Annotated in this window: 18 protein-coding genes; 13 read left to right on the forward strand and 5 right to left on the reverse strand. The window is 68.2% G+C overall.

All coding sequences use genetic code 11. The features are described from left to right. Position 1: 1 nt before the first annotated feature. The 3 genes from IEY68_RS04490 to IEY68_RS04500 all read right to left on the reverse strand — a co-directional run bounded on the left by IEY68_RS04490 (position 2) and on the right by IEY68_RS04500 (position 3,326). Positions 2 to 1,009, reverse strand: a complete 1,008-nt coding sequence (locus tag IEY68_RS04490) for a 3-isopropylmalate dehydrogenase (protein ID WP_062995580.1) — start codon at positions 1,007 to 1,009, stop codon at positions 2 to 4. A gap of 200 nt (positions 1,010 to 1,209) precedes the next feature. Next, entirely contained in the window at positions 1,210 to 2,808 is a 1,599-nt protein-coding gene (gene serA / locus IEY68_RS04495; protein WP_062995582.1) for a phosphoglycerate dehydrogenase, read from the reverse strand. A 314-nt stretch (positions 2,809 to 3,122) separates the two neighbouring features. Then, positions 3,123 to 3,326 (reverse strand): cold-shock protein, encoded by a 204-nt coding sequence (locus tag IEY68_RS04500; RefSeq protein WP_062995652.1) that lies wholly within the window; start codon positions 3,324 to 3,326, stop codon positions 3,123 to 3,125. A gap of 363 nt (positions 3,327 to 3,689) precedes the next feature. On the opposite strand from IEY68_RS04500, the gene IEY68_RS04505 reads away from it, so the two are divergent. Beyond that, a complete protein-coding gene (locus IEY68_RS04505) occupies positions 3,690 to 4,019 on the forward strand; it encodes a hypothetical protein (protein WP_062995584.1) in 330 nt (109 codons plus the stop codon). Positions 4,020 to 4,208: 189 nt separating this feature from the next. After that, complete coding sequence (locus IEY68_RS04510; RefSeq protein WP_062995586.1) at positions 4,209 to 4,577, forward strand: helix-turn-helix domain-containing protein; 369 nt, start codon at positions 4,209 to 4,211, stop codon at positions 4,575 to 4,577. A 4-nt stretch (positions 4,578 to 4,581) separates the two neighbouring features. Here IEY68_RS04510 and IEY68_RS04515 read toward each other — a convergent pair whose 3' ends face one another. Together IEY68_RS04515 and IEY68_RS04520 are read right to left on the reverse strand one after the other, a co-directional pair. After that, a complete protein-coding gene (locus IEY68_RS04515) occupies positions 4,582 to 5,172 on the reverse strand; it encodes a ClpP family protease (RefSeq protein WP_062995588.1) in 591 nt (196 codons plus the stop codon). A 138-nt stretch (positions 5,173 to 5,310) separates the two neighbouring features. Beyond that, the gene (locus IEY68_RS04520; RefSeq protein ID WP_062995589.1) at positions 5,311 to 5,916 is read right to left on the reverse strand and encodes a ClpP family protease; all 606 of its coding nucleotides are present in this window, start codon (positions 5,914 to 5,916) and stop codon (positions 5,311 to 5,313) included. Positions 5,917 to 6,185: 269 nt separating this feature from the next. On the opposite strand from IEY68_RS04520, the gene urtA reads away from it, so the two are divergent. The 11 genes from urtA to IEY68_RS04575 all read left to right on the forward strand — a co-directional run bounded on the left by urtA (position 6,186) and on the right by IEY68_RS04575 (position 21,319). Next, positions 6,186 to 7,475 (forward strand): urea ABC transporter substrate-binding protein, encoded by a 1,290-nt coding sequence (gene urtA, locus IEY68_RS04525; protein ID WP_062995591.1) that lies wholly within the window; start codon positions 6,186 to 6,188, stop codon positions 7,473 to 7,475. 6 nt (positions 7,476 to 7,481) lie between these two features. Further along, on the forward strand, positions 7,482 to 8,369 hold the full coding sequence (gene urtB, locus IEY68_RS04530; protein ID WP_062995593.1) for an urea ABC transporter permease subunit UrtB: 888 nt from the start codon (positions 7,482 to 7,484) through the stop codon (positions 8,367 to 8,369). After that, a complete protein-coding gene (gene urtC, locus IEY68_RS04535; protein WP_062995595.1) occupies positions 8,366 to 9,484 on the forward strand; it encodes an urea ABC transporter permease subunit UrtC in 1,119 nt (372 codons plus the stop codon). The genes urtB and urtC overlap by 4 nt, the downstream gene beginning before the upstream one ends. Next, positions 9,481 to 10,455 carry an urea ABC transporter ATP-binding protein UrtD gene (gene urtD, locus IEY68_RS04540; protein ID WP_189094027.1) on the forward strand — a complete coding sequence of 325 codons (975 nt, stop codon included), beginning with the start codon at positions 9,481 to 9,483 and terminating at the stop codon, positions 10,453 to 10,455. The genes urtC and urtD overlap by 4 nt, the downstream gene beginning before the upstream one ends. Before the next feature lie 5 nt (positions 10,456 to 10,460). Continuing rightward, positions 10,461 to 11,153, forward strand: coding sequence for an urea ABC transporter ATP-binding subunit UrtE (urtE, locus tag IEY68_RS04545; protein ID WP_062995653.1), 693 nt, complete (start codon positions 10,461 to 10,463; stop codon positions 11,151 to 11,153). A gap of 10 nt (positions 11,154 to 11,163) precedes the next feature. Next, positions 11,164 to 11,865: a GntR family transcriptional regulator gene (locus tag IEY68_RS04550; RefSeq protein WP_268241616.1), complete on the forward strand. Its 702-nt coding sequence runs from the start codon at positions 11,164 to 11,166 to the stop codon at positions 11,863 to 11,865. Between the two features lie 51 nt (positions 11,866 to 11,916). Next, complete coding sequence (gene uca, locus IEY68_RS04555; protein ID WP_229718589.1) at positions 11,917 to 15,576, forward strand: urea carboxylase; 3,660 nt, start codon at positions 11,917 to 11,919, stop codon at positions 15,574 to 15,576. A 2-nt stretch (positions 15,577 to 15,578) separates the two neighbouring features. Then, positions 15,579 to 17,315, forward strand: a complete 1,737-nt coding sequence (atzF, locus tag IEY68_RS04560) for an allophanate hydrolase (protein WP_062995597.1) — start codon at positions 15,579 to 15,581, stop codon at positions 17,313 to 17,315. An 826-nt stretch (positions 17,316 to 18,141) separates the two neighbouring features. Continuing rightward, positions 18,142 to 19,395 (forward strand): cytochrome P450 family protein, encoded by a 1,254-nt coding sequence (locus IEY68_RS04565; protein WP_062995601.1) that lies wholly within the window; start codon positions 18,142 to 18,144, stop codon positions 19,393 to 19,395. Positions 19,396 to 19,416: 21 nt separating this feature from the next. Further along, the gene (locus IEY68_RS04570; RefSeq protein WP_062995603.1) at positions 19,417 to 20,652 is read left to right on the forward strand and encodes a cytochrome P450 family protein; all 1,236 of its coding nucleotides are present in this window, start codon (positions 19,417 to 19,419) and stop codon (positions 20,650 to 20,652) included. 184 nt (positions 20,653 to 20,836) lie between these two features. Beyond that, a complete protein-coding gene (locus tag IEY68_RS04575; RefSeq protein ID WP_062995605.1) occupies positions 20,837 to 21,319 on the forward strand; it encodes an MTB12 C-terminal domain-containing protein in 483 nt (160 codons plus the stop codon). Positions 21,320 to 21,388 lie beyond the last annotated feature (69 nt).

Raw genomic sequence — 21,388 nt, forward strand, 5'->3', positions numbered from 1 at the left:
ATCAGAGCGCGGCGGCGATCCGATCGCCGATCTCGGTGGTCGACGCGGTGCCGGTACGACCGGACAGGTCCTTGGCGACAGCGTCCTGGATACGGGCGGCGGCAGCCGATTCGCCCTTGTGCTCCAGCAGTAGCGAGACCGAGAGGATGGCGGCGGTCGGGTCGGCCTTGGACTGGCCCGCGATATCGGGGGCGCTGCCGTGCACCGGTTCGAACATGCTCGGGTTGGTGCCGGTGGCGTCGATATTCCCGCTGGCCGCCAGGCCGATACCGCCGCTGACGGCGGCGGCGAGGTCGGTGATGATGTCGCCGAACAGATTGTCGGTGACGATCACGTCGAAACGGCCCGGGTCGTTGACCATATGGATGGTGGCGGCGTCGATGTGCTGGTAGGCGACCTCGACATCGCCGAATTCCGCGCCCACCTCGTCGACCGTGCGCTGCCACAGCGAACCGGCGAAGGCGAGCACATTCGTCTTGTGCACCAGAGTGAGGTGCTTACGGCGGGCCTGTGCCTTGGCGAAGGCGTACCGGACCACTCGTTCCACGCCGAACCGGGTGTTGGTGCTGACCTCGGTGGCGACCTCGTGCGGAGTGTCCACCCGGATCGCGCCCCCGGTGCCGGTGTACGGGCCCTCGGTCCCCTCGCGAACCACCACGAAGTCGATATCCGGGGTGCCTGCCAGCGGGCTGCCGACCCCCGGGTACAGCTTCGAGGGGCGCAGGTTCACGTGGTGGTCGAGCGCGAAACGGGTGCGCAGCAGTAGGCCGCGCTCGAGGACGCCGCTGGGTACCGACGGGTCGCCGATGGCGCCCAGCAGGATGGCGTCGTGCTGTTTGAGTTCGGGCAGCACCGATTCGGGCAGGACCTCACCGGTCGCGTGGTAGCGCTTGGCACCCAGGTCGTATTCGGTGCGCTCGACACCGGGCAGCACCACATCGAGGACCTTGAGCGCCTCGGTGACGACTTCCGGGCCGATACCGTCACCGGGGATCACGGCGAGTTTCATGACAACCACGCTTTCTACGAACGACGAGGCCGCGACCGGAGCAGGACGCGGTTGCGGGGCCGGGTACGCCTCGTCGCGGCGGTGTCCTGTCGCGGCGACGGTGTCCGGGTACCGGCCGCCCCGGGCGATGAGGCCCGGGCGGACGGTGCCCGTCGGTGCGCGCTACCCACCGGCCCGGGCGATAGCGCGCACGGGTTACATCAGAACAGGTCGACCAGGGCGACCTTGGCGGCGCCGACCGCGGCGGCGATCTCCGAGCGCACCGCCTCGGGCACCTCTTTGTTGACCCGCAGCACCACCGTGGCGCCTTCTTTGTTGGCGTCCTGGGTGAGCTGGGCGGCGAGGATATCGACCTCGGCGGCGCCCAGCGCGGTACCGACCTTACCCAGCGCGCCCGGCCTGTCCTCGTAGTTGAGAACGGCCAGGTTGATGCCTTCGGCGCGCATATCGTAGTTACGGCCGTTGATGTTGACGATCTTCTCGACCTGCTGCGGCTCGGTCAGCGCACCGGCGACATTGATGGTGCGGCCGTCGCCGAATACCGCGCGCAGATCCACCAGGCTGCGGTGGCTGGGGCTTTCGGTCACCGTGGTCACCGCGGCGGTGATCCCGCGAGCCTGGGCCAGCGCCGGAGCGTTGACGAAAGTGACCTGGTCGTCGACGTGGGCCGAGAACACTCCGCGCAGCGCCGCGAGCTGCAGCACCTCGACGTCGGAGGCGGCCAGTTCGCCGCGCACCTGCACCTCGAGGCTCACCGGCAGTTCGTCGGCGAGCGCGCCGAGCAGGGCACCCTGCTTGCGGACCAGGTCCAGCCAGGGCGCGACCTCGTCGCCGACCGTGCCGCCGGTCACGTTCACCGCGCCCGGTACGAATTCGCCGGCCAGGGCCAGCAGTACGGACTTCGCGACATCGGTGCCCGCCCGGTCCTGGGCTTCGCTGGTGGAGGCGCCCAGGTGCGGGGTCACCACGACCTGGGGCAGGTCGAACAGCGGGCTGTCGGTGCAGGGCTCGGTCTCGTAGACGTCGATACCCGCGGCCCGCACCTGACCGGAGGTGATGGCCTCGGCGAGCGCCGCCTCGTCGACCAGCCCGCCGCGCGCGGCGTTGACGATGATGACGCCCTTCTTGGTCTTGGCGAGCGCGTCCTTGCCGAGAAGGCCCTTGGTCTCCGGGGTCTTCGGCAGGTGGATGGAGATGAGATCGGCACGCTCGAGTACCTCGTCGAGGCTCAGCAGTTCGATACCGAGCTGCGCCGCACGCGCCGGGGAGACGTAGGGGTCGTAGGCGATGATCTTGGTCTCGAACGCGGCCAGGCGCGCCGCGAACAGCTGCCCGATCCGGCCGAGCCCGATCACACCGACGGTCTTGTCGAAGATCTCCACACCGTTGAAGCTGCTGCGCTTCCAGGTGCGCTCACGCAGGGTGGCGTCGGCGGCCGGGATCTGGCGCGCCGCGCTCAGCAGCAGGGTGACAGCGTGCTCGGCGGCGGTGTGAATATTGGAGGTGGGCGCGTTGACCACCAGGACACCGCGTTCGGTGGCGGCGGGAACATCGACGTTGTCCAGGCCGACCCCGGCCCGGGCGACGATCTGCAGGTTCTTGCCGGCCTCGAGGACTTCGGCGTCGACGGTGGTCGCGGAGCGGACGAGCAACGCATCGGCCTCCGGCACCGCGGCGAGCAGTGCGGGCCGATCCGGGCCGTCGACCCAGCGGACCTCGACACCGTCACCGAGCGCGTCGACGGTCGACTGGGCGAGCTTGTCGGCGATCAGAACTACAGGACGGCCTGCTTGGCTCACAGTGGGGTACTCCTGGATGTGGGGACGGCCAGTTGACGGGCCCAAGCTTAGTTCGGCCCGATCCGGCCATGTCCTGCCCCCTGCAGTCGCCACCCGCCGACCTGCGCCTACCCGGCGGATCGGGTGTGCCGAATCACGCGCGCGTGGCGCGGACCGCCCAGGTCGGGGCCGTGACGGGATTCTCCGCAGCCGCACCGGCCCCGAGTGGAGGCGGCACCGGCACAGAAATACCCGCCCCACCACATAGACCCGAAAACGACGCGCGGCCCCGCACCTTCGGAGAGGTGCGGGGCCGCGCTACATCGTCACATCACTCAGATGGAGCGAACATCCTGAGCCTGCGGACCCTTCTGGCCCTGCCCGATCTCGAACTCCACCCGCTGGCCCTCTTCGAGGGACCGGAAACCACTTCCGGAGACCGCGGAGTAATGCACGAAGACGTCAGGTCCGCCCCCGTCTTGCGCGATGAAGCCGAAGCCCTTCTCGCTGTTGAACCACTTCACACTGCCTTGAGCCATGATACTTACTTCATACTTTCTGTTGCGAGCCAGACGGATCACGGTCGATCCACCTGATCTCTATGAACAACGATGCCACGTTCCGAAGAGTTCCGGCACCGGGTAAATCCCCCACTGTGAGGGATAACGCGGATTCCGCACGCCGGATATGACCCCCCGGTGCGAGCGATCCATCTCACGGATGACCCGCCCTCGGCCCGTTCGCAGCGGCCCCGGGGAAACCCGTAGTACCCGAGGATGATTCTTCGAACGAGTTCGCTGAATGTCTGTGACATTCAGGGCCGTTGCGCGAGGGTAAAGGTCTATCGCTTTTCGGCCGGTCCTCCCCGCTGTGCCGGAAAGCGCAGTACGAGAGGATTCGAAGTGTTCCGCACGAACCGAGTACACGCGACCCGCCGGGCCACCGCCCGGATCGCCGTCGCGGGTGCCATCACCCTGCTGCCGCTGGCCGCCCTCGCCGCGCCCGCGGTGGCCGACCCGGCGGCCCCCGCCCCCGGCTACACACAAGTGGACCGGGATCGGCACGGTGACCGCGACCGCCACTGGGATCGCGGCCGTGACCGTGACCGCCACTGGGACCGAGATGACCACTGGGACCGCGACGACCACTGGGACCGTGGGCGGGACCGTGGCTGGCAGGACCCGGCGAGCTGGGCCCGCCACCTGCTGCGTGGTCTGTTCGGCAGCAGCTGACCGAGCGCGGGTCCGCGTGTGCGCGGGCCCGCGTCCCGGGCCGCCGGCAGATCCCCGTCCCACGGGTGCGCACCCTGCGGTGCCCGTGCCGTGGTCGCTGTGTCCGCGAAGCGATCCCGTACCCGGACCGCTTGTACGCCTGTAGCGTAATCCGCCCGTACCGGCGGACCGGAATTCTAGGCTCGATCCATGACCGAGCCTCGCAGACTCCAGTCGATACCCGGGGGACGCGCCGACCGGCCGCCCCGGCGTCCGGTGGACCGGCCCGAACCACTGTGGCGCGAACTCCTCGGCGGACAATTGCGTACGCTGCGCACCGAGAAACGCGAAACGCTCGCGGAAACCGCTGAGCGCGCGGGTATTTCGCCGCAGTACCTGTCCGAGATCGAACGCGGACGCAAGGAACCCTCCAGCGAGATGATCGCCGCGCTGGCGGGAGCACTCGGTACTTCCCTCGGCGCGCTCACCGGACAAGTGGCCGACGAGCTCCGGGCCCGGCGCCGGCCCGTGGTGGCCCCACGGCCCGCCGCCCCCACCGTGATGCTCCGGGCCGCCTGACCCGCTAGCGCCGCGGTTCCAGCACCGAATCGGCCAGCCCGTATTCGACGGCGGCCGCCGCGGTGAACACCCGGTCACGGTCGGTGTCGTGGCGTAACTGTTCCGGAGTCCGTCCGGTGTGCCGGGAGAGGATGGTTTCGATCTCGGCCCGCATCCGCACGAGTTCATCGGCCTGAAGGATGAGATCGGGGATGGCGCCCTGCCCGCGCGCCGCCGGCTGGTGCAGCACCACCCGGGCATGCGGAAGCATCGCCCGGTGCCCGGGTGCGCCACCGGCCAGCAGCACCGCCCCGACCGCGATGGCCTGTCCCACGCAGGTCGTGTGCACCGGGGCACCGATGTGCTGGATGGTGTCGTAGACGGCGAGCATCGACGACAGATCCCCGCCCTCGCAGTTGATGTAGAAGTCGATCTCCTGTCCCGGACTCTCCGATTCGAGGTGCAGCAACTGCGCGATGAGCGCGTTCGCCACGCCGGAATCGATGGGGGTGCCGAGATAGACGATACGTTCGGCGAGCAGATGCGAATAGATATCGGTGATCCGCTCACCGCGCGGATGCTGGGCGATCACATTGGGAATCGTGTAGGTGCTCATCGGATCTCCGGTAGGCCTCGTTTACTGGATGCGACTGTTGTCAGGTCTTCGTGCTGCCCGCTCATGCCGTGCTCACGGGGCACGACCGGGCGCCACCCTCCGTGGTTACGCAAGCTGCCTCCTCCGGGCACCGCCCGCTCATGCCGTGATCCCGACCCGCCGGCGTTGTGGGACGACCTGTTCGAAATCGCCGACGATATGGTCGATGAAGCCGTACTCCTGGGCCTGGGTCGCGCTGAACCAGCGGTCGTGCAGGGAATCGTCGTAGATCCGTTCGTAGGGTTGCCCGGTGTCCTCGGAGATCAGGCCGAGCACCGTTTCCACCGTGTAGCGCAGGTCGTCGGCCTGTACTTCGACATCCACCGTGGACCCGCCGATACCGGCCGAACCCTGGTGCATCAGGATCCGGGCGTGCGGTAGCGCGAAGCGTTTACCAGGGGTCCCGGACGAGAGCAGGAACTGACCCGCACTACAGGCCAATCCGAGCGCGAGAGTGGACACCGGGGTCGGTACCAGCCGCATGACATCGCGGATGGCCAGCATCGCCGGGACCGAACCGCCGGGCGAATGGATCCACAGCGAGATACCGGCCTCGCCGTCCTCGGCGGCGAGGGTGAGCAGCTGAGTCGCCAGTAGCGTGCCGTTGTCGTCGTCGAGGGGGCCGTCGAGAACCAGGATGCGGCGGGACAGCAGTTGTTCCCGGGCACGCCAACCGAACAGCGGGGATTTATCGTCGTGAGCCATGGTCCCCACGCTGCCGGACCGCGCGGGCGGACGGGAGTGCGCGCTGCTGTGAGCAGATCTGCTCTCAGCAGCGGCCCCGGATGCCGTCGGCCGATCGATACTCGAGATTCACGCTGCGATACGTGGCCGAAACACAGCCTCCCTACCGTAATTCTTCGTATACGTCGCTGTATACAACGCCGAATACGGGCAAGCCAGCGGGCTGACCTTTCCTGAGTGGAGGCCGAACGGTCATGAATGCAGCCAGAACCGAAGAATCCGGAAAACCCATGACAGTTGCGGCATCACGCGACACCCGAAACCGTCGGCCGGGCCGGCGCGCACGCACCCTGCTCGCCCTCCCGGCCGCCCTGTGCGCGACCGCGCTCGCGGTGACCGCCTGCGGTAGCTCGGCCTCCGACCAGGCCGGTGCGAACACCACCTCCTGTGTCGATACCGCCGGTCCCGCGATCAAGGTCGGTTCGCTGAACTCGCTGTCGGGCACGATGGCGATCTCCGAGGTCACCGTCCGGGACTCGATCGAACTCGCGGTCGACGAGATCAATGCCGCCGGCGGCGTGCTGGGCAAGCAGATCCAACTGGTCGGCGAGGACGGCGCCTCCGAACCCACGGTCTTCGCGGAGAAGGCGGAGAAGCTCATCAGCAGCGACTGCGTCGCCGCCGTATTCGGCGGCTGGACCTCCTCGAGCCGCAAAGCCATGCTGCCGGTCTTCGAGGACCGTAACGCGCTGCTCTACTACCCGGTCCAGTACGAGGGCCTGGAATCGTCGGAGAACATCTTCTACACCGGCGCCACCACCAACCAGCAGATCGTGCCCGCCCTCGATTACCTGAAGGGACGCGGCGTGAAATCGCTCTACCTGGTGGGTAGCGACTATGTCTTCCCGCAGACCGCGAACCGCATCATCAAGGCCTACGCAGAAGCCAACGGAATCGAGATCAAAGGTGAGGACTACACCCCGCTGGGCTCCACCGATTTCTCGACCATCGTGAACAAAGTGCGTTCGGCCGATGCCGATGCCGTGTTCAACACCCTCAACGGCGATTCCAATGTCGCCTTCTTCCGCGAGTACAAGAACGTCGGTCTGACCGCGAAAGATATGCCAGTGGTCTCGGTGTCCATCGCCGAGGAGGAGGTCGGCGGTATCGGGGTGCAGAACATCGCCGGCCAGCTGACCGCGTGGAACTACTACCAGACCGTGGACAACCCGCAGAACAGCGCGTTCGTCAAGGCGTACAAGGCGAAATACGGTGCCGGCAAGCCGACCTCCGATCCCATGGAAGCCGCCTACGTCTCGGTCTACCTGTGGAAGAACACCGTGGAGAAGGCGCAGTCCTTCGCCGTCCCGGAGGTGCAGAAGGCCGCGGGTGGCGTCACCTTCGAAGGCCCCGAGGGTCTGGTGACCATCGACAGCGAGAACAACCACATCACCAAAACCGCCCGTATCGGTGAGATCCGGCCCGACGGCCTGATCTACAGCGTGTGGGATTCCGGTCAGCCCGTGGAACCGGACCCGTACCTGGCCGGTTACTCCTGGGCCGAGGGACTCGGGGGCTGACGCACCGTGGAAGCAGTCATCGGCCAGCTGTTCACCGGTCTGAGTCTGGGATCGATCCTGTTGCTCGCGGCCCTGGGCCTGTCGCTGACCTTCGGTCAGATGGGGGTCATCAACATGGCCCACGGCGCGTTCATCATGGCGGGGTCGTATACGGCCTACACGGTGCAGGAATATCTGGTCTCCAATGCCGAGGTCTCCCTGATCGTCTCGCTGTTCATCGGGTTCGTGGTCGGTGGCCTCATGGGTGTCGCCCTCGAGGTGGCCCTGATCAAACGCATGTACGACCGGCCGCTGGACACCCTGCTGGTGACCTTCGGTGTCGGTCTGATCCTGCAGCAGGCGGCGCGGGATATCTTCGGCGCGCCGGCCGTACGTGTGGTGACCCCGGAGTGGCTCGGTGGCGGGGTCGAGATCCTCGGGGCGGTCGTCCCGAAGACACGGATCTTCATCATGGTGCTCGCGGTGCTCTGCGTGACCGCTGTCGCGGTGACCATGAAGTACACCTCGATGGGCCGGCGTATCCGGGCCGTGGTCCAGCATCGTGATCTCGCGGAGACCAGCGGGATCTCCAGCCGCGGTACCGATATCACCACGTTCTTCATCGGTTCCGGGCTCGCCGGGGTCGCCGGGGTGGCGCTGACGCTGATCGGCTCCACCAGTTCCAACACCGGCGCCACCTATCTGGTCGATGCCTTCTTGGTGGTGGTCATCGGTGGCCTCGGGCAGATCCGGGGCGCGGTACTCGCTGCGGTCGCGCTGGGACTGTTGAACTCGTTCATCGAATACAGCACCACGGCTTCGGTCGCGAAGGTGATCGTATTCGCCATCATCGTGATCTTCCTGCAGGTCCGCCCGCAGGGACTGTTCATCATTCGGTCGAGGAGTCTGGTATGAGGGGATTCCTCACGACCCGCTGGAAGGCCTATTCGGGTTTCGCGATCGCCGCCGTACTGCTGTTCGCGGTGGCGCCCGCGGTGCTCTCGGATTTCCGGCTCAACCTGCTGGGCAAATTCCTGTGCTTCGGCATCGTCGCCGTCGGCATCGGATTGGCCTGGGGCCGCGGCGGCATGCTCACCCTGGGACAGGGCGTGTTCTTCGGGCTCGGCGCCTACATCATGGCGATGCATCTGAAGATCTCCGACGCGCAGTTACGCGGCGACGACGTCCCGGATTTCATGCAGATCGCGGGCATGCGCGACCTGCCCGGATACTGGGTGCCGTTCGGTTCGCCGGTGGTCACGATCCTGGGCATTCTGATCGTGCCGCCGCTGGTGGCGGTCCTGCTCGGACTCGGTGTGTTCAAACGCAAGGTCAAGGGCGCCTATTTCGCGATCCTGTCCCAGGCGCTGGCCGCTGCGTTCGCGATCCTGCTGGTGGGCCAGCAGTCCACCGGGGGCAGTAACGGGCTCAACCGGTTCCGCAGTTTCTTCGGGCTCGCCCTGAACGACCCGGTCAACCGGCGGCTGCTGTTCTTCATCGTGGCCGGCGCGCTGCTGGTGATCGTCGCGCTGACCCGGCAGCTGATGTACAGCCGCTACGGCGAACTCCTGGTCGCGGTGCGTGATCAGGAGGAGCGGGTGCGCTTCCTGGGCTACGACCCCGCCAATGTGAAGGTCGTCGCCTACGCGGTGGCGGCACTGTTCGCCGGTATCGCCGGCGCGCTGTTCGTACCGATCGTCGGGATCATCTCCCCCGCCGATATCGGGATCGTCCCCTCCATCGCGTTCCTCACCGGTGTCGCCATCGGCGGCCGCACCACCTTGCTCGGGCCGGTGCTGGGCGCCGTCGCGGTGGCCTGGGCGCAGACCAGCCTGTCGGAGAACTTCCCCTCGGGCTGGGTCTACGCGCAGGGCATTCTCTTCATCGTCGTGGTCGGTTTCTTCCCGGCGGGTCTCGCGGGTCTGGTCACGCTCCTGCGGCGACGCGGACGCGGGGACGACAAGGACCCGGCACCACCTGGCCCGGCACCGGAACCCGCACCCGCTACCCCGGTAGGAGTGTCGTCATGACCGAGCAGGCGACGAGCGCGACCACGGCGGCCGGCGCACCGGTCGCCGGCGGTAACGCCGGAATGCACAGCGACTACCTCGAGGTCCGGGGACTCAGCGTCGAATTCGACGGGTTCACAGCCGTCTCGAACGTGGATCTGACACTGTTCCAGGGCGATCTGCGGTTCCTCATCGGACCCAACGGCGCCGGGAAGACCACCATGATCGACGCGATCACCGGGCTGGTCCCGGCGACCGGGTCGGTACAGAAGTCGGGGGTCGAACTGCTCGGCAAGAAGGTGCACCAGATCGCCCGCCTGGGCGTGGGCCGCACCTTCCAGACCGCGAGCGTATTCGAGGAGCTGTCGGTATTGCAGAACCTCGATATCGCCGCGGGCGCGGGCCGTTCGATCTGGACCATGCTGCGCCGCCGGCCGGTCGAGGTCTCCGCATCGATCGAACAGGCCCTGGAGACCATCGGCCTCACGGCGCTGCGCGACAAACCCGCCGGCACCCTGGCGCACGGCCAGAAGCAGTGGCTCGAGATCGGGATGCTGCTCGTGCAGGACGCCTCGGTGCTGCTCTTGGACGAACCGGTCGCCGGGATGAGCCAGGAGGAGCGCGAGGAGACCGGGAACCTGCTGCGCCGTATCGGCGGTGAGCGCACCGTCGTGGTGGTCGAACACGATATGGACTTCATGCGCAACTTCGCCACTTCGGTGACGGTGCTGGCCCGCGGCGCGGTACTCGCCGAGGGATCGGTTGCCGAGGTGCAAGCCGATCCCGCAGTACAGGAGGCCTATCTGGGCACCGCCGCGGCCGCCGGAGAAGAGGACCCGACCGGGTCGGCCCCGGAGCCGGTGGCGCCGGGTAACCGAGTAGCGCCCTCGGTCGGGCCCGAGGAACACCGCCCGAGCGACTCGAGCCCGGAGGCGGGAGCGCAGCGGGACCACACAGGGCCCGCGCTCGGGCGCAATGGACAGGGAGGGTGACCGCGATGCTGGAACTCATCGACGTCCACGCGGGTTACGGCCGCACCGAGGTCGTACACGGGATCGGGATCGAGGTACCCGCCGACGGCGTGGCCGCGATCATGGGCCACAACGGTGCCGGGAAGACCACGCTGCTGCGCGCGGCCGTCGGACTGGTGCGCGCCGACCGGGGCAAGATCCGTTTCGACGGCGCCGATATCACCGCACTGCGACCGAGCGCCCGGGTGAAGCGCGGGCTGGCCTATGTTCCGCAGGGACAGCAGTGCTTCGGTCATCTCACCACCGCCGAGAACCTGCGGGTGGTGGCCGACGGCCGCAAACGCGGATCGGCGCTGATCGACGAACAACTGGACCTGTTCCCCGCGCTGAAGGATCTGCTCGACCGCCGGGCGGGGCTGCTCTCGGGTGGACAACGCCAGCAATTGGCCATCGCCCGCGCACTCATCACCGAACCACGCATGCTGATCCTCGACGAACCCACCGAGGGTATCCAGCCGTCGGTGGTCGCCGAGATCGAGAACACCATCACCGGCCTGGTGCAGCGTGGCGGGCTCGGAGTGCTGCTGGTGGAACAGCACATCGGTTTCGCCCTCCGGGCCGCGAGCCGGTACTACGTGCTGGAGAGCGGGCGGGTCACTTCTACCGGGGAAGGCGGAGCCGGGGCTGTCGAAACCGTTCGCGCCGCCATGACTCTCTAGGCTGCGCGTCGTGACAGAACCTCGAAGCAAACGCGAATCACGCAGCGACACTGTGTACAAGGCGCTGCGCGACGAACTCATGGCCGGCGCGCTCGCGCCGGAGGAGCGGCTCGGCGAGGAACGGCTGGCCGAACGCTACGGCGTCTCGCGCACCCCGGTACGCGAGGCGCTGGCCCGGCTGCAGGCCGACGGTCTGGTCGAACGCCACGACGCCGGACTGTTCCCCTACCGCCCGCGCCTGGACACCCTGGGCGACTACTACGAGCTGCGGATCACCCTGGAAGTTCAGGGCATCGCCCGCGTCCTCGACGATCCGGAACTGGGCCACGACCGTGCCGTTCTCGGACCCGAGATCGACCGCTGGCGCGCGTTCCGCACCGCGCCCCCGGACCCGGACGCCGGTTTCGTCGACGCCGACGAACAGTTCCACACCGTCCTGCTCGATTCCTCCGGCAATCGCGCTCTCACCGACGCCCTGCGCACTGTGAACGCCCGGATCCGCCCGGTCCGGATGTTCGATTACCTGACCCCCGACCGCATGCTCGCGACCATCGAGGAGCACATCGTCATCGGCGAGGCCGTCCTCGACCGCGATCTCACCGGCGCCCGAGAACAGCTCCTCGCCCATATCGACCAATCCCGCCGCGTGGTGGCCGACCGCGCCGGTCAGGTGCTCCAGCTGACCCGCATGGCCCGCGCGACCAAGACCTGAAACTCCCCGGCTACTCCGGTAGCCGCACTGTCCACGCCGAGAGGATCGACCGTGACCGAGACCGCCCCGCAGTTGTATACGCCGCTGCATACGCCGCTGCCCGAATGTCTGCTGATCGCCAACCGCGGTGAGATCGCCTGCCGCATCCTGCGCACCGCCGGGCAGCTGGGGATCGATACGGTCGCGGTGTTCTCCGACGCCGACGAGGGGGCACGGCATGTGCGGATGGCCGATCGCGCGGTCCGACTCGGTCCCGCCCCGGCCGCCGAGTCGTATCTGCGGGCGGACGCGGTGATCGAGGCGGCGCTGTCCACCGGCGCGACCGCCATTCATCCCGGATACGGATTCCTTTCCGAGAATGCCGGTTTCGCCGCCGAGGTCGAGGCCGCCGGTATCGCGTTCGTGGGTCCGGCCGCCGAACATCTGCGGCTCTTCGGCGATAAGCACAGCGCCCGCGAGGCCGCCGCGGCTGCGGGTGTCCCGCTGGTCGCCGGTAGCGGTCTGCTCACCGATCTCGACGAAGCCCGCGCCGAGGCCGACCGCATCGGATACCCGGTGATGCTCAAGGCAGCCGGAGGCGGCGGCGGTATCGGGATGGCCGCGTGTGCGACTCCCGAGGAGCTCACAGCGGCCTACCAGCGGGTGATCCGGCTGGCGCAGAACAACTTCGGTTCCTCGGCCGTGTACCTGGAGCGGTTCGTGGCCCGGGCTCGCCACGTGGAGGTGCAGATCTTCGGCGACGGTCGCGGGCGCGCCGTATCGCTGGGGACCCGCGATTGCAGTCTGCAACGGCGCAACCAGAAGGTCATCGAGGAGGCACCCGCTCCCGGTCTCCCCTACACCGTGAGCGAACGGCTCCTCGAATCGAGCCGCAGACTGCTCGGCGATGTCGGCTATCGCTCGGCCGGAACGGTCGAGTTCATCTACGACGTCGACCGCGGCGAGGCGTCGTTCCTGGAGGTGAACACCCGGCTCCAGGTGGAACATCCGGTCACCGAAGCCGTCACCGGCGTCGACCTGGTGGAGTGGATGCTGCGCCTGGCGGGCGGGGATTCCGCATTCCTCGACGCGATCCCCGACGCCGGGCCACCGATCACCGGATATGCCGTGGAGGCCCGCGTCTACGCCGAGGACCCGGGTAACGACTACCGTCCCGGCGCGGGCACCCTCACCGGTGTCGAGATCCCCACCGCGACGGCGCGGGTCGAGACCTGGGTCGAAACCGGTACCGAGATCAGCCCGTACTACGACCCGCTGATCGCCAAGATCATCACCTCCGGGAAGAGCCGCCCCGAGGCCCTGCACCGGCTGCGCGCGGCCCTCGACGAGACGCGCATGTTCGGTATCACCACCAACCTGCCCCAATTACGCGCCGCCGCCACGAGTTCCCCCATGCTCGATGCCCGGCACACCACCGCCACCCTCGGCAGCCTGGCCACCATCCGTCCGCGCCTGGAAGTGCTGCGCGCCGGGGTTTCCACCACCATCCAGGACTTCCCGGGCCGTCTCGGACTCTGGAGTGTCGGTATCCCGCCGTCGGGCGCGTTCGACGATCTGTCCTTCCAGCTCGCCAACCACGCCGTCGGGAACTCGCTCGGCGAGAACGGTCTCGAGGCCACGCTGCTGGGTCCGCGGATCCGCGTCACCGATACCACTGTCATCTGCGTGACCGGCGCCGCAGCCCCCGTCACGGTGGACGACAGGCCGGTCCCGATGTGGGAGCCGGTCACCGTCCCCGCCGGTTCGGTCCTCGATATCGGCGCCCCGCACGACACCGGTCTGCGCACCTACCTCGCCGTCCGCGGCGGCATCCTCGCCCCCGATTACCACGGCAGCGCGGCCACTTTCACCCTGGGCGGTTTCGGCGGTATCACCGGCCGCGCCGTCGCAGGAGGCGATATCCTCGGCATCAAACCCGACGCCGGTGGTCTGCTCGACCCCGCGCCCATTCCGGTCGGCGAACGACCCGAATTCGGCCACACCTGGTACGTCGGTGTCGGCGAGGGCCCCCAGCCCGCCCCCGACTATTTCACCCCCGCCGATATCGCCCAGTTCTACGACGCCACCTGGCAGGTACAGGCCCACGCCAACCGCACCGGTTTGCGCCTGGCCGGCCCCAAACCGACCTGGTCGCGCACCGACGGCGGCGACGCCGGACTGCACCCGTCCAACCTGCACGACTGCCCCTACAGCGTCGGCGCGCTCAATCTCTCCGGCGACACCCCGATCCTGCTGGGTCCCGACGGCCCCAGCCTGGGCGGTTTCGCCTGCCCCCTCACCGTGATCTCCGCGCACCGCTGGAAACTCGGCCAGATGCGCCCCGGCGACCAGGTGCGTTTCGTCCCGATCGCCGACGAACGGACGGGCGCGTTCCGCGCCTCGCCCGCTCTGCGCGGCCGGAGCCTGCCCACCCCCGAACTCCTCGGGTCCAGAGAAGAGGACAACGGTGTGCTGGGCCGCCGTGACGCCGGTACCGGCACCCCGGAGGTGAAATACCTGCGCGGCGGCGACGACAACGTACTGATCGAATACGGCCCGATGGAACTCGATCTGGGTCTGCGGATGCGGGTCCACGCCCTGAGCGAACGCCTCGAACAGGCCTCCATCCCCGGCCTGATCGATATCACCCCCGGGGTGCGCTCCCTGCACCTGCACTTCGACCCCGGTGTCATCGACCAGCGCACCGTGGTCCGCCTGCTCGGCGAACTCGAGGACGATATCCCCGATACCGCCGACCTGCGTGTCCCGAGCCGCCATATCGAACTACCGCTGTCCTTCGACGACCCGACCATCGTGGCGGCCATCGAACGCTACGGCCACGGCGTCCGCTCCGAGGCCCCCTGGTTGCCGTCGAATATCGAGTTCATCCGCCGGATCAACGGTCTGGACAGTATCGACGAGGTGCGCGATATCGTCTTCGACGCCCAGTACATGGTGCTCGGTCTCGGTGATGTGTACCTCGGGGCACCACTGGCCGTCCCGCTCGACCCCCGCCACCGCCTGGTGACCACCAAGTACAACCCCGCCCGCACCTGGACCCCCTCCGACGCGGTGGGTATCGGCGGTAAGTACCTCTGCGTCTACGGAATGGAATCCCCCGGCGGCTATCAGCTCGTGGGCCGCACCGTTCCGATCTGGTCGGGTTACCGGCAGCGCGCACCGTTCGAATCCGGCAAACCGTGGCTGTTCCGGTTCTTCGACCGCATCAGCTGGTATCCGGTCTCGGCCGGGGAACTGCTCGGCCTGCGCGCCGATATGGCGGCGGGCCGTTACGAAATGCGCACGAGTGCAGGCGAATTCGCCATGGCCGAACATCTCGCGTTCCTGAACGAGAACTCTGCCGATATCGCCGTCACCGAGGAGCATCGGCAGGCCGCGTTCGCCGCCGAGCGGCAGCGCTGGGAGGCGAGCGGTGAATTCGACGCCCCGGCCGATCTCGCCGCCGAACCCGAACCCACCGCGGAGCTCGACCTGCCCGCAGGCGCCCATATCGTCGCGGCGCCCATGATGGCCAATGTCTGGCGGGTCGAGGTCGCCGAGGGCGATCACGTCGAGGCCGGTGCCACCCTGCTCGTGCTCGAGGCGATGAAGATGGAGCTGCCGGTGGTCGCGGAGGTCGCGGGCACCGTTCATACGATCACCGTCGCGGCGGGCGATCAAGTCACCACCGGCGCACCTCTGGTCGCCGTCGAAACCGAAGGAGCGGCTTGACCGTGGAGCAACTACCGCTAGAGGCACCGGCGACCCAGACCCCGGTCGCCCCCACCGAGAAGGTGGCCCGCGCCTACCGGACCATCCGTGCACACGACCGGCCCGAGATCTGGATCACCCTGCGCGCCGAGGCCGAGGTACTGGCCGAGGCCGCCGCGCTGGAGTCCCGGCTCACCGAAGGTGAGCAGTTGCCACTGGCGGGGCTGCTGATCGCCGTGAAGGACAATATCGACGTCGCCGATATCCCGACCACCTGCGCCTGCCCCGGATTCGAACGAACGCCAGAGCGCACTGCTCCCGCTGTGGCCCGCCTGATCGAGCAGGGTGCGCTGGTGCTCGGCAAGACCAACCTGGACCAGTTCGCCACCGGCCTCGTCGGCACTCGCAGCCCCTACGGCGCGGTCCGCAACGCCCTGTTCCCCGACCGGGTCTCCGGCGGCAGCAGCTCCGGTTCGGCCGTCGCCGTCGCGCTCGGCATGGTCGACGCGGCACTGGGCACCGATACCGCGGGCTCCGGCCGCGTCCCGGCCGCGCTCAACGGCATAGTGGGCGTCAAACCGACCCTCGGACTCGTACCCACCAGCGGTGTCGTCCCCGCCTGCCCGGACTACGACGTGGTCACCGTTTTCGCCCGCGACCTCACCCTCGCCACCGCGGTGACCGCCGCCATGATCGGCCCCGACCCCGCCGACCCCCGCTCCCGTCCCTGGCCCGCCGACACACCCCTGGGCGCGCCCGCCCGCACCACCCTCGCGATACCCGCCGACCACAATCTCACCGCCCTGGCCCCCGCCTACCGGGCGGCCTTCGACGCGACGATCACCCGCTGGAAGGCGGGCGGCGGCGAGGTAGCGACAGTGGATATCGGCGAACTGCTCGATGCCGCCGTACTTCTCTACGACGGTGCCATCGTCGCGCAGCGCTATGCCGCGATGGGCGAATTCCTCAGCGGCGAGCCCGAAGGCGCCGACCCGGTCGTCGCGAAGATCGTCGCGGGCGCGGCACGTCCCGCCGCCCACGAGTACGTCACCGACCTCGGCCGGCTCGCCCGGGCCGCGGCCGCCGCACGCCGTCTGTTCGACCAGTACCCGGCCCTGTTGCTCCCCACCACGACCGAACACCCCACCATCGACGCGGTGACCGCCGAACCGATCACGATCAACACCCGCATGGGTACCTTCACCAATTTCTGCAACCTCCTGGATCTGGCCGCTGTCGCGGTACCGGGCGCGGAGACCGCGACGGGTGACCCGTTCGGCGTCATGCTGGTGACCCCCGCGTTCGCCGACCAGGTGGGTATCGACCTGGCCGCCCGGCTGCTGGACGCTCCCGCACCGCTGCTCACCGATACCGGCACCGACCTCCTGGTCGTCGGTGCCCACCTGCGCGGCCTCCCGCTGCACCACCAATTGGAGCAGGCCGAAGCGCGATTCCTCGGCGAGGTCACCACCTCGGCGGCGTACCGCATGGTCGCGCTGACCGCCACCCCACCGAAACCCGGCATGCTCCGCGTGGGCGCCGGTTCCGGCAGTTCGCTACCCGGCGAGCTGTACCGGCTCTCCCCCGCCGCCCTCGGCACATTCCTGAGCAATCTGCCGGCGCCGATGACCCTCGGCAAGGTCGAACTGGATTCCGGGCAGTGGGTCACCGGTTTCGCCTGCGACTACGAATCCGCCCGCGCCGCCACAGATATCACCGAATACGGCGGGTGGCGCAACTACCTGAAAGCTGGTCGTTGATACCGATCCGACCCTGAAGACCCGCCGTGCGGCCCGTCCAGCCGCACGGCGCGCCACCCGGCCGTTCCCGATGAGGGTTGCAGGGCAGCCTGCGAAGCAGGAGCGGCCGGGTGGCCATCGACGGCACCTTCCCGTCGCCAACGAGTCGCCGGACGCGCACGCTATCCGGACGATTCGAAACGGGACCGCGTCACCTCGCCGCCGGGTCCGATGACCTGCGGCACCTCGCTCGCCGCACGTATTCCGAAGTGCTGAACTACAATTCACGACGAAAGTCATTCGACGAAGCGGGAGGGATTCGTTGTGCCGGGTCGTGCCGCGCCACCGCCTTCGCCCGGTCCGGCCACTCCGCCGATTCCGCTTCTGGGCAGCCGCGCCGGCGTCCTCGACGAGCACGCCCCCTGCGTCCGATATCCCGATTCCCGAGTGACGCACGCCCGTCGGCGCGCCGATTGTGCCCATCGGGTGACAGCGGCCCCGAATACCCTCCGGGGTGCGTACACCGCACACCATCCGATCCGCCGTACGCGCTCGGCCGCCACGATCCGGCGAACTCCGCCGTCCCGGCCGGGCCGCCCTCGATTATCGACGGCCGGCGACCCCGCCGCCGGCGGTGCACCGGCCCGATCTTCGCTTGATACATGGCGGTTTCGTCGCCGACGAACCGCCATCATCTGGACAGCCCGGTAATCGTTCCGGTCGGGAACACCGCACGATGAACCGCGTCCTGGGCGCCCGCAGCCGTGTTCGTGCTGCCGTCGCGCGGGGTGGCGCCGTGCACCGGGCATTCGACCGAACCATCGATCCGCTCTGGAGTACGTGACCAATGACGACGTCGTCCACACACCCGGCCCTGCAGGGGTCTCCCCTCGCCCTCGGCGGGGAGCGCGTGCCGTTGTACACACCCGAGTTCGCTGCCGACCCCGCCGCCGCGTATCGCGAGATGCGGCGCCGGTTCGGGCCGCTGGTCCCGGTGGATCTGGCGCCGGACGTGCCCGCGACACTGGTCGTCGGATATCGCCACGCCCTGAGGATCCTGCACGACCCGGACCATTTCCCCGCCGACCCCCGCCGCTGGCAGGAAACGGTCCCACCGGATTGCCCGCTCCTGCCGATGATGGAGTACCGACCCAACGCCCTGCGCTCGGCCGGTGAGGAGCACGCCCGCCTGCGGCCGCCCATCGTCGCGGGCCTCGAGTCGGTGGATCAGCATCTGCTGCGCGCCACCATCGAGCGCCTGGCGATCCCGTTGATCAACGATTTCTGCGAAGCCGGTGCGGCGGATCTGCGCACGCAGTACGCGTTTCCGCTCACCTTCGCCACCCTGACCGAGTTGATGGGCCTCTCACCGGAGACCGGGCGTACGGCGTTCGAGGGTATGGCGGCGATCCTGGACGCCACCTCCGCCGAGAGCGCCGCCGCGGGCAATACGCGTTTCGCCGGAGCCCTGATGGAGGTGGTCGGACAGAAGCGTGCCTGCCCGGCCCGGGATGTGACCTCTCGGATGATGCAGCACGAATCCCGGCTCGACGATATGGAGATGGTGCAGCAGGCGGCCCTGGTGTACGCCGCCGGTACCGAGCCGACCACCTCGCTGATCACCACCACGCTGCGACTCATGCTCATCGACGATCGGTTCGGCAGTCATATGCTCGGCGGTTCGCTGTCGACCCGCGACGCCATCGACGAGGTGCTTTTCACCGACCCGCCGCTACCGAACTTCTGCACCTCTTATCCACGCCAGCCGATCCTCGTCGGCAATACCTGGCTGCCCGCCGACCAGCCGGTGGTGATCAGCATCGCCGCCTGCAACACCGATCCGAGAATCGGTGGCGGCGAACGTATCGGCAACCGGTCCCATCTCGCCTGGGGACAGGGCACGCACGCCTGTATGGCCGAGGATATCGCCCGCATCATCGCCGGCGAGGCGGTCGATCAACTACTCGACGCCCTGCCGGAGATCGAGCTCGCGATCCCCACCGATCAGCTCGAGTGGCGTCCCGGCCTGTTCCATCGCGCCCTCAGCGCGCTACCCGTCCGATTTCCCCCGTCCGCGCCCTTGACCCCGATGCGCCCTTGACCCGATGACAGGAGCAACCCGATGACTCAGGAACAGTCGCAGACCGAACCGCTCGTGCTCGACCCCGCCGGCGCGGACTTCCACACCGAGATCCACCGCATCCGCGCGCGCGGCCCGCTCGCCGTGATCGAACTTCCCGGCGGCGTGCCCGCGTGGTCGGTGATCGATGCCGAGTTGCTCGAGAAACTGTGCACCGATCCCCGCGTCTCCAAGGACGCCAACCGGCACTGGCCCGCCATGCACACCGGAGAGGTCCCGCAGGACTGGGTGATGTGGCCGTGGGTGGCCGTCTCCAACCTGCTCACCGCCTACGGCGACGACCACCGGCGGCTGCGGAAACTGGTGGCCCCCGCGTTCACCCACCGCCGGACGCAGGCCCTGCGTCCCCGGATCGAGGCGATCACCGCCGAACTGCTCGACGAGATCGCCACTACCCCGGCCGATGAACCCGTCGATCTGCGGGACCGTTTCGCCTGCGCCCTCCCGATCGGGGTGATCGGCGAATTGATGGGCGTACCCGCCGAACTGTCCACCGCCCTGCGCACCTACGCCGGCGGCACCCTCGACACCACCCTCACTCCCGAACAGGCCCAGGCCAATTTCGCCGGCCTCTACACCACCCTGCACGAACTCCTGGACTACAAGCGCCGCAACCCCGGCGACGACCTGACCACCGTGCTCATGACCACCCACGACGAGGACGGTTCGAAACTCAGCGAACAGGAACTGGGCGACACCCTCCTGCTCATTATCGTCGCCGGCCACGAAACCACCGCCAACCTCCTCGATCACGCCGTGCATGCCCTGCTCACCCACCCGGAGCACCGCACCGCCGCGCTCACCGGCCGGCTCGACTGGTCCGACATCATCGAGGAGACCCTGCGCTGGGAACCCCCGATCGCCCATATGCCGATGCGCTTCGCCCTCGAGGACATCGACCTGCCCGGCGGCCACCGCATCGCCGCGGGCGACGCGATCCTGGCCGGGCTCGCCGGCGCGGGCCGCGACCCCAAGGTCCACCCCCGACACCCCGATTCCTTCGACCCGTCGCGGCCTGCCAAGGACCACATGGCCTTCGGCCACGGCGTGCACCACTGCCTCGGCGCTCCCCTGGCCCGGCTCGAAGCGACGGTCGCGCTGCCCGCCCTCTTCAGCAGGTTCCCGGAGATGCGACTGGTCACCGATGATCCCGCGGCCCTCGCCAATGTCCCCAGCCTCGTCACCAACGGTCACCGGACCCTCCCGGTGGTGGTGTGACCCCGGCCCCCGATCCAAAACTTAGGATTGACTAACCTAAGATCCGCCGCTAGCGTTTCGCATTGTCCGAGTGTGTTTCGCGCTGCGTTCGCCCACTCGGGCAGCGCCGGCGGACGAGGTATGCGATACCGCGAACACCGCCTCCGGCGCATCGGTTCGCAGGTTGGTCTTAGAAGGGGCCGTCATGTCCAGATTCATCAGAATCGCCGCTGTCTGTATTCTCACCGCGCTCATGGGATTCGGCCTGACGCAACCAGCGTCGGCCGATTTCTCCATCCGGTCCTCCCAGGCATCGGATCTCTACGTCCGCGACGAGGTGCCGACCCTGGCGCAGATCGAAAGGCAATTCGCCGCGTTCTGGAACCCGAATATCGGTATGGATCCCAAGATCGAGGTGACCTACAACGGCCCCTCGGCCCGCCCCGCCCTCGAGCGGATCATGGAAACCAGCAAGACCATGGATTTCTTCTCCATCCAGGGCCGCGCCATCGCCCCGGTCGATGTCTCCGGTAACACCATGACGGTCACCGTGCACGGCGTGATGGCCGGTTTCCCCGCGCAGAGCACCCTCTACCACTACATCCGCGAAGGCGGCCTGTGGAAGTTCGACTGGAAGGCCACCTGCCAGGAAATGGAATGCCAGGGTAACCCCACCTTCGGCTACTGATCCCGGCCACACCTGCCGGAGCGACCCCCGAGACCATTCGGCCCGGGGCGTCGCTCCGCTCGGGCGTGC

The organism is Nocardia jinanensis (assembly GCF_014645735.1).
Taxonomy (GTDB): Bacteria; Actinomycetota; Actinomycetes; order Mycobacteriales; family Mycobacteriaceae; genus Nocardia; species Nocardia jinanensis.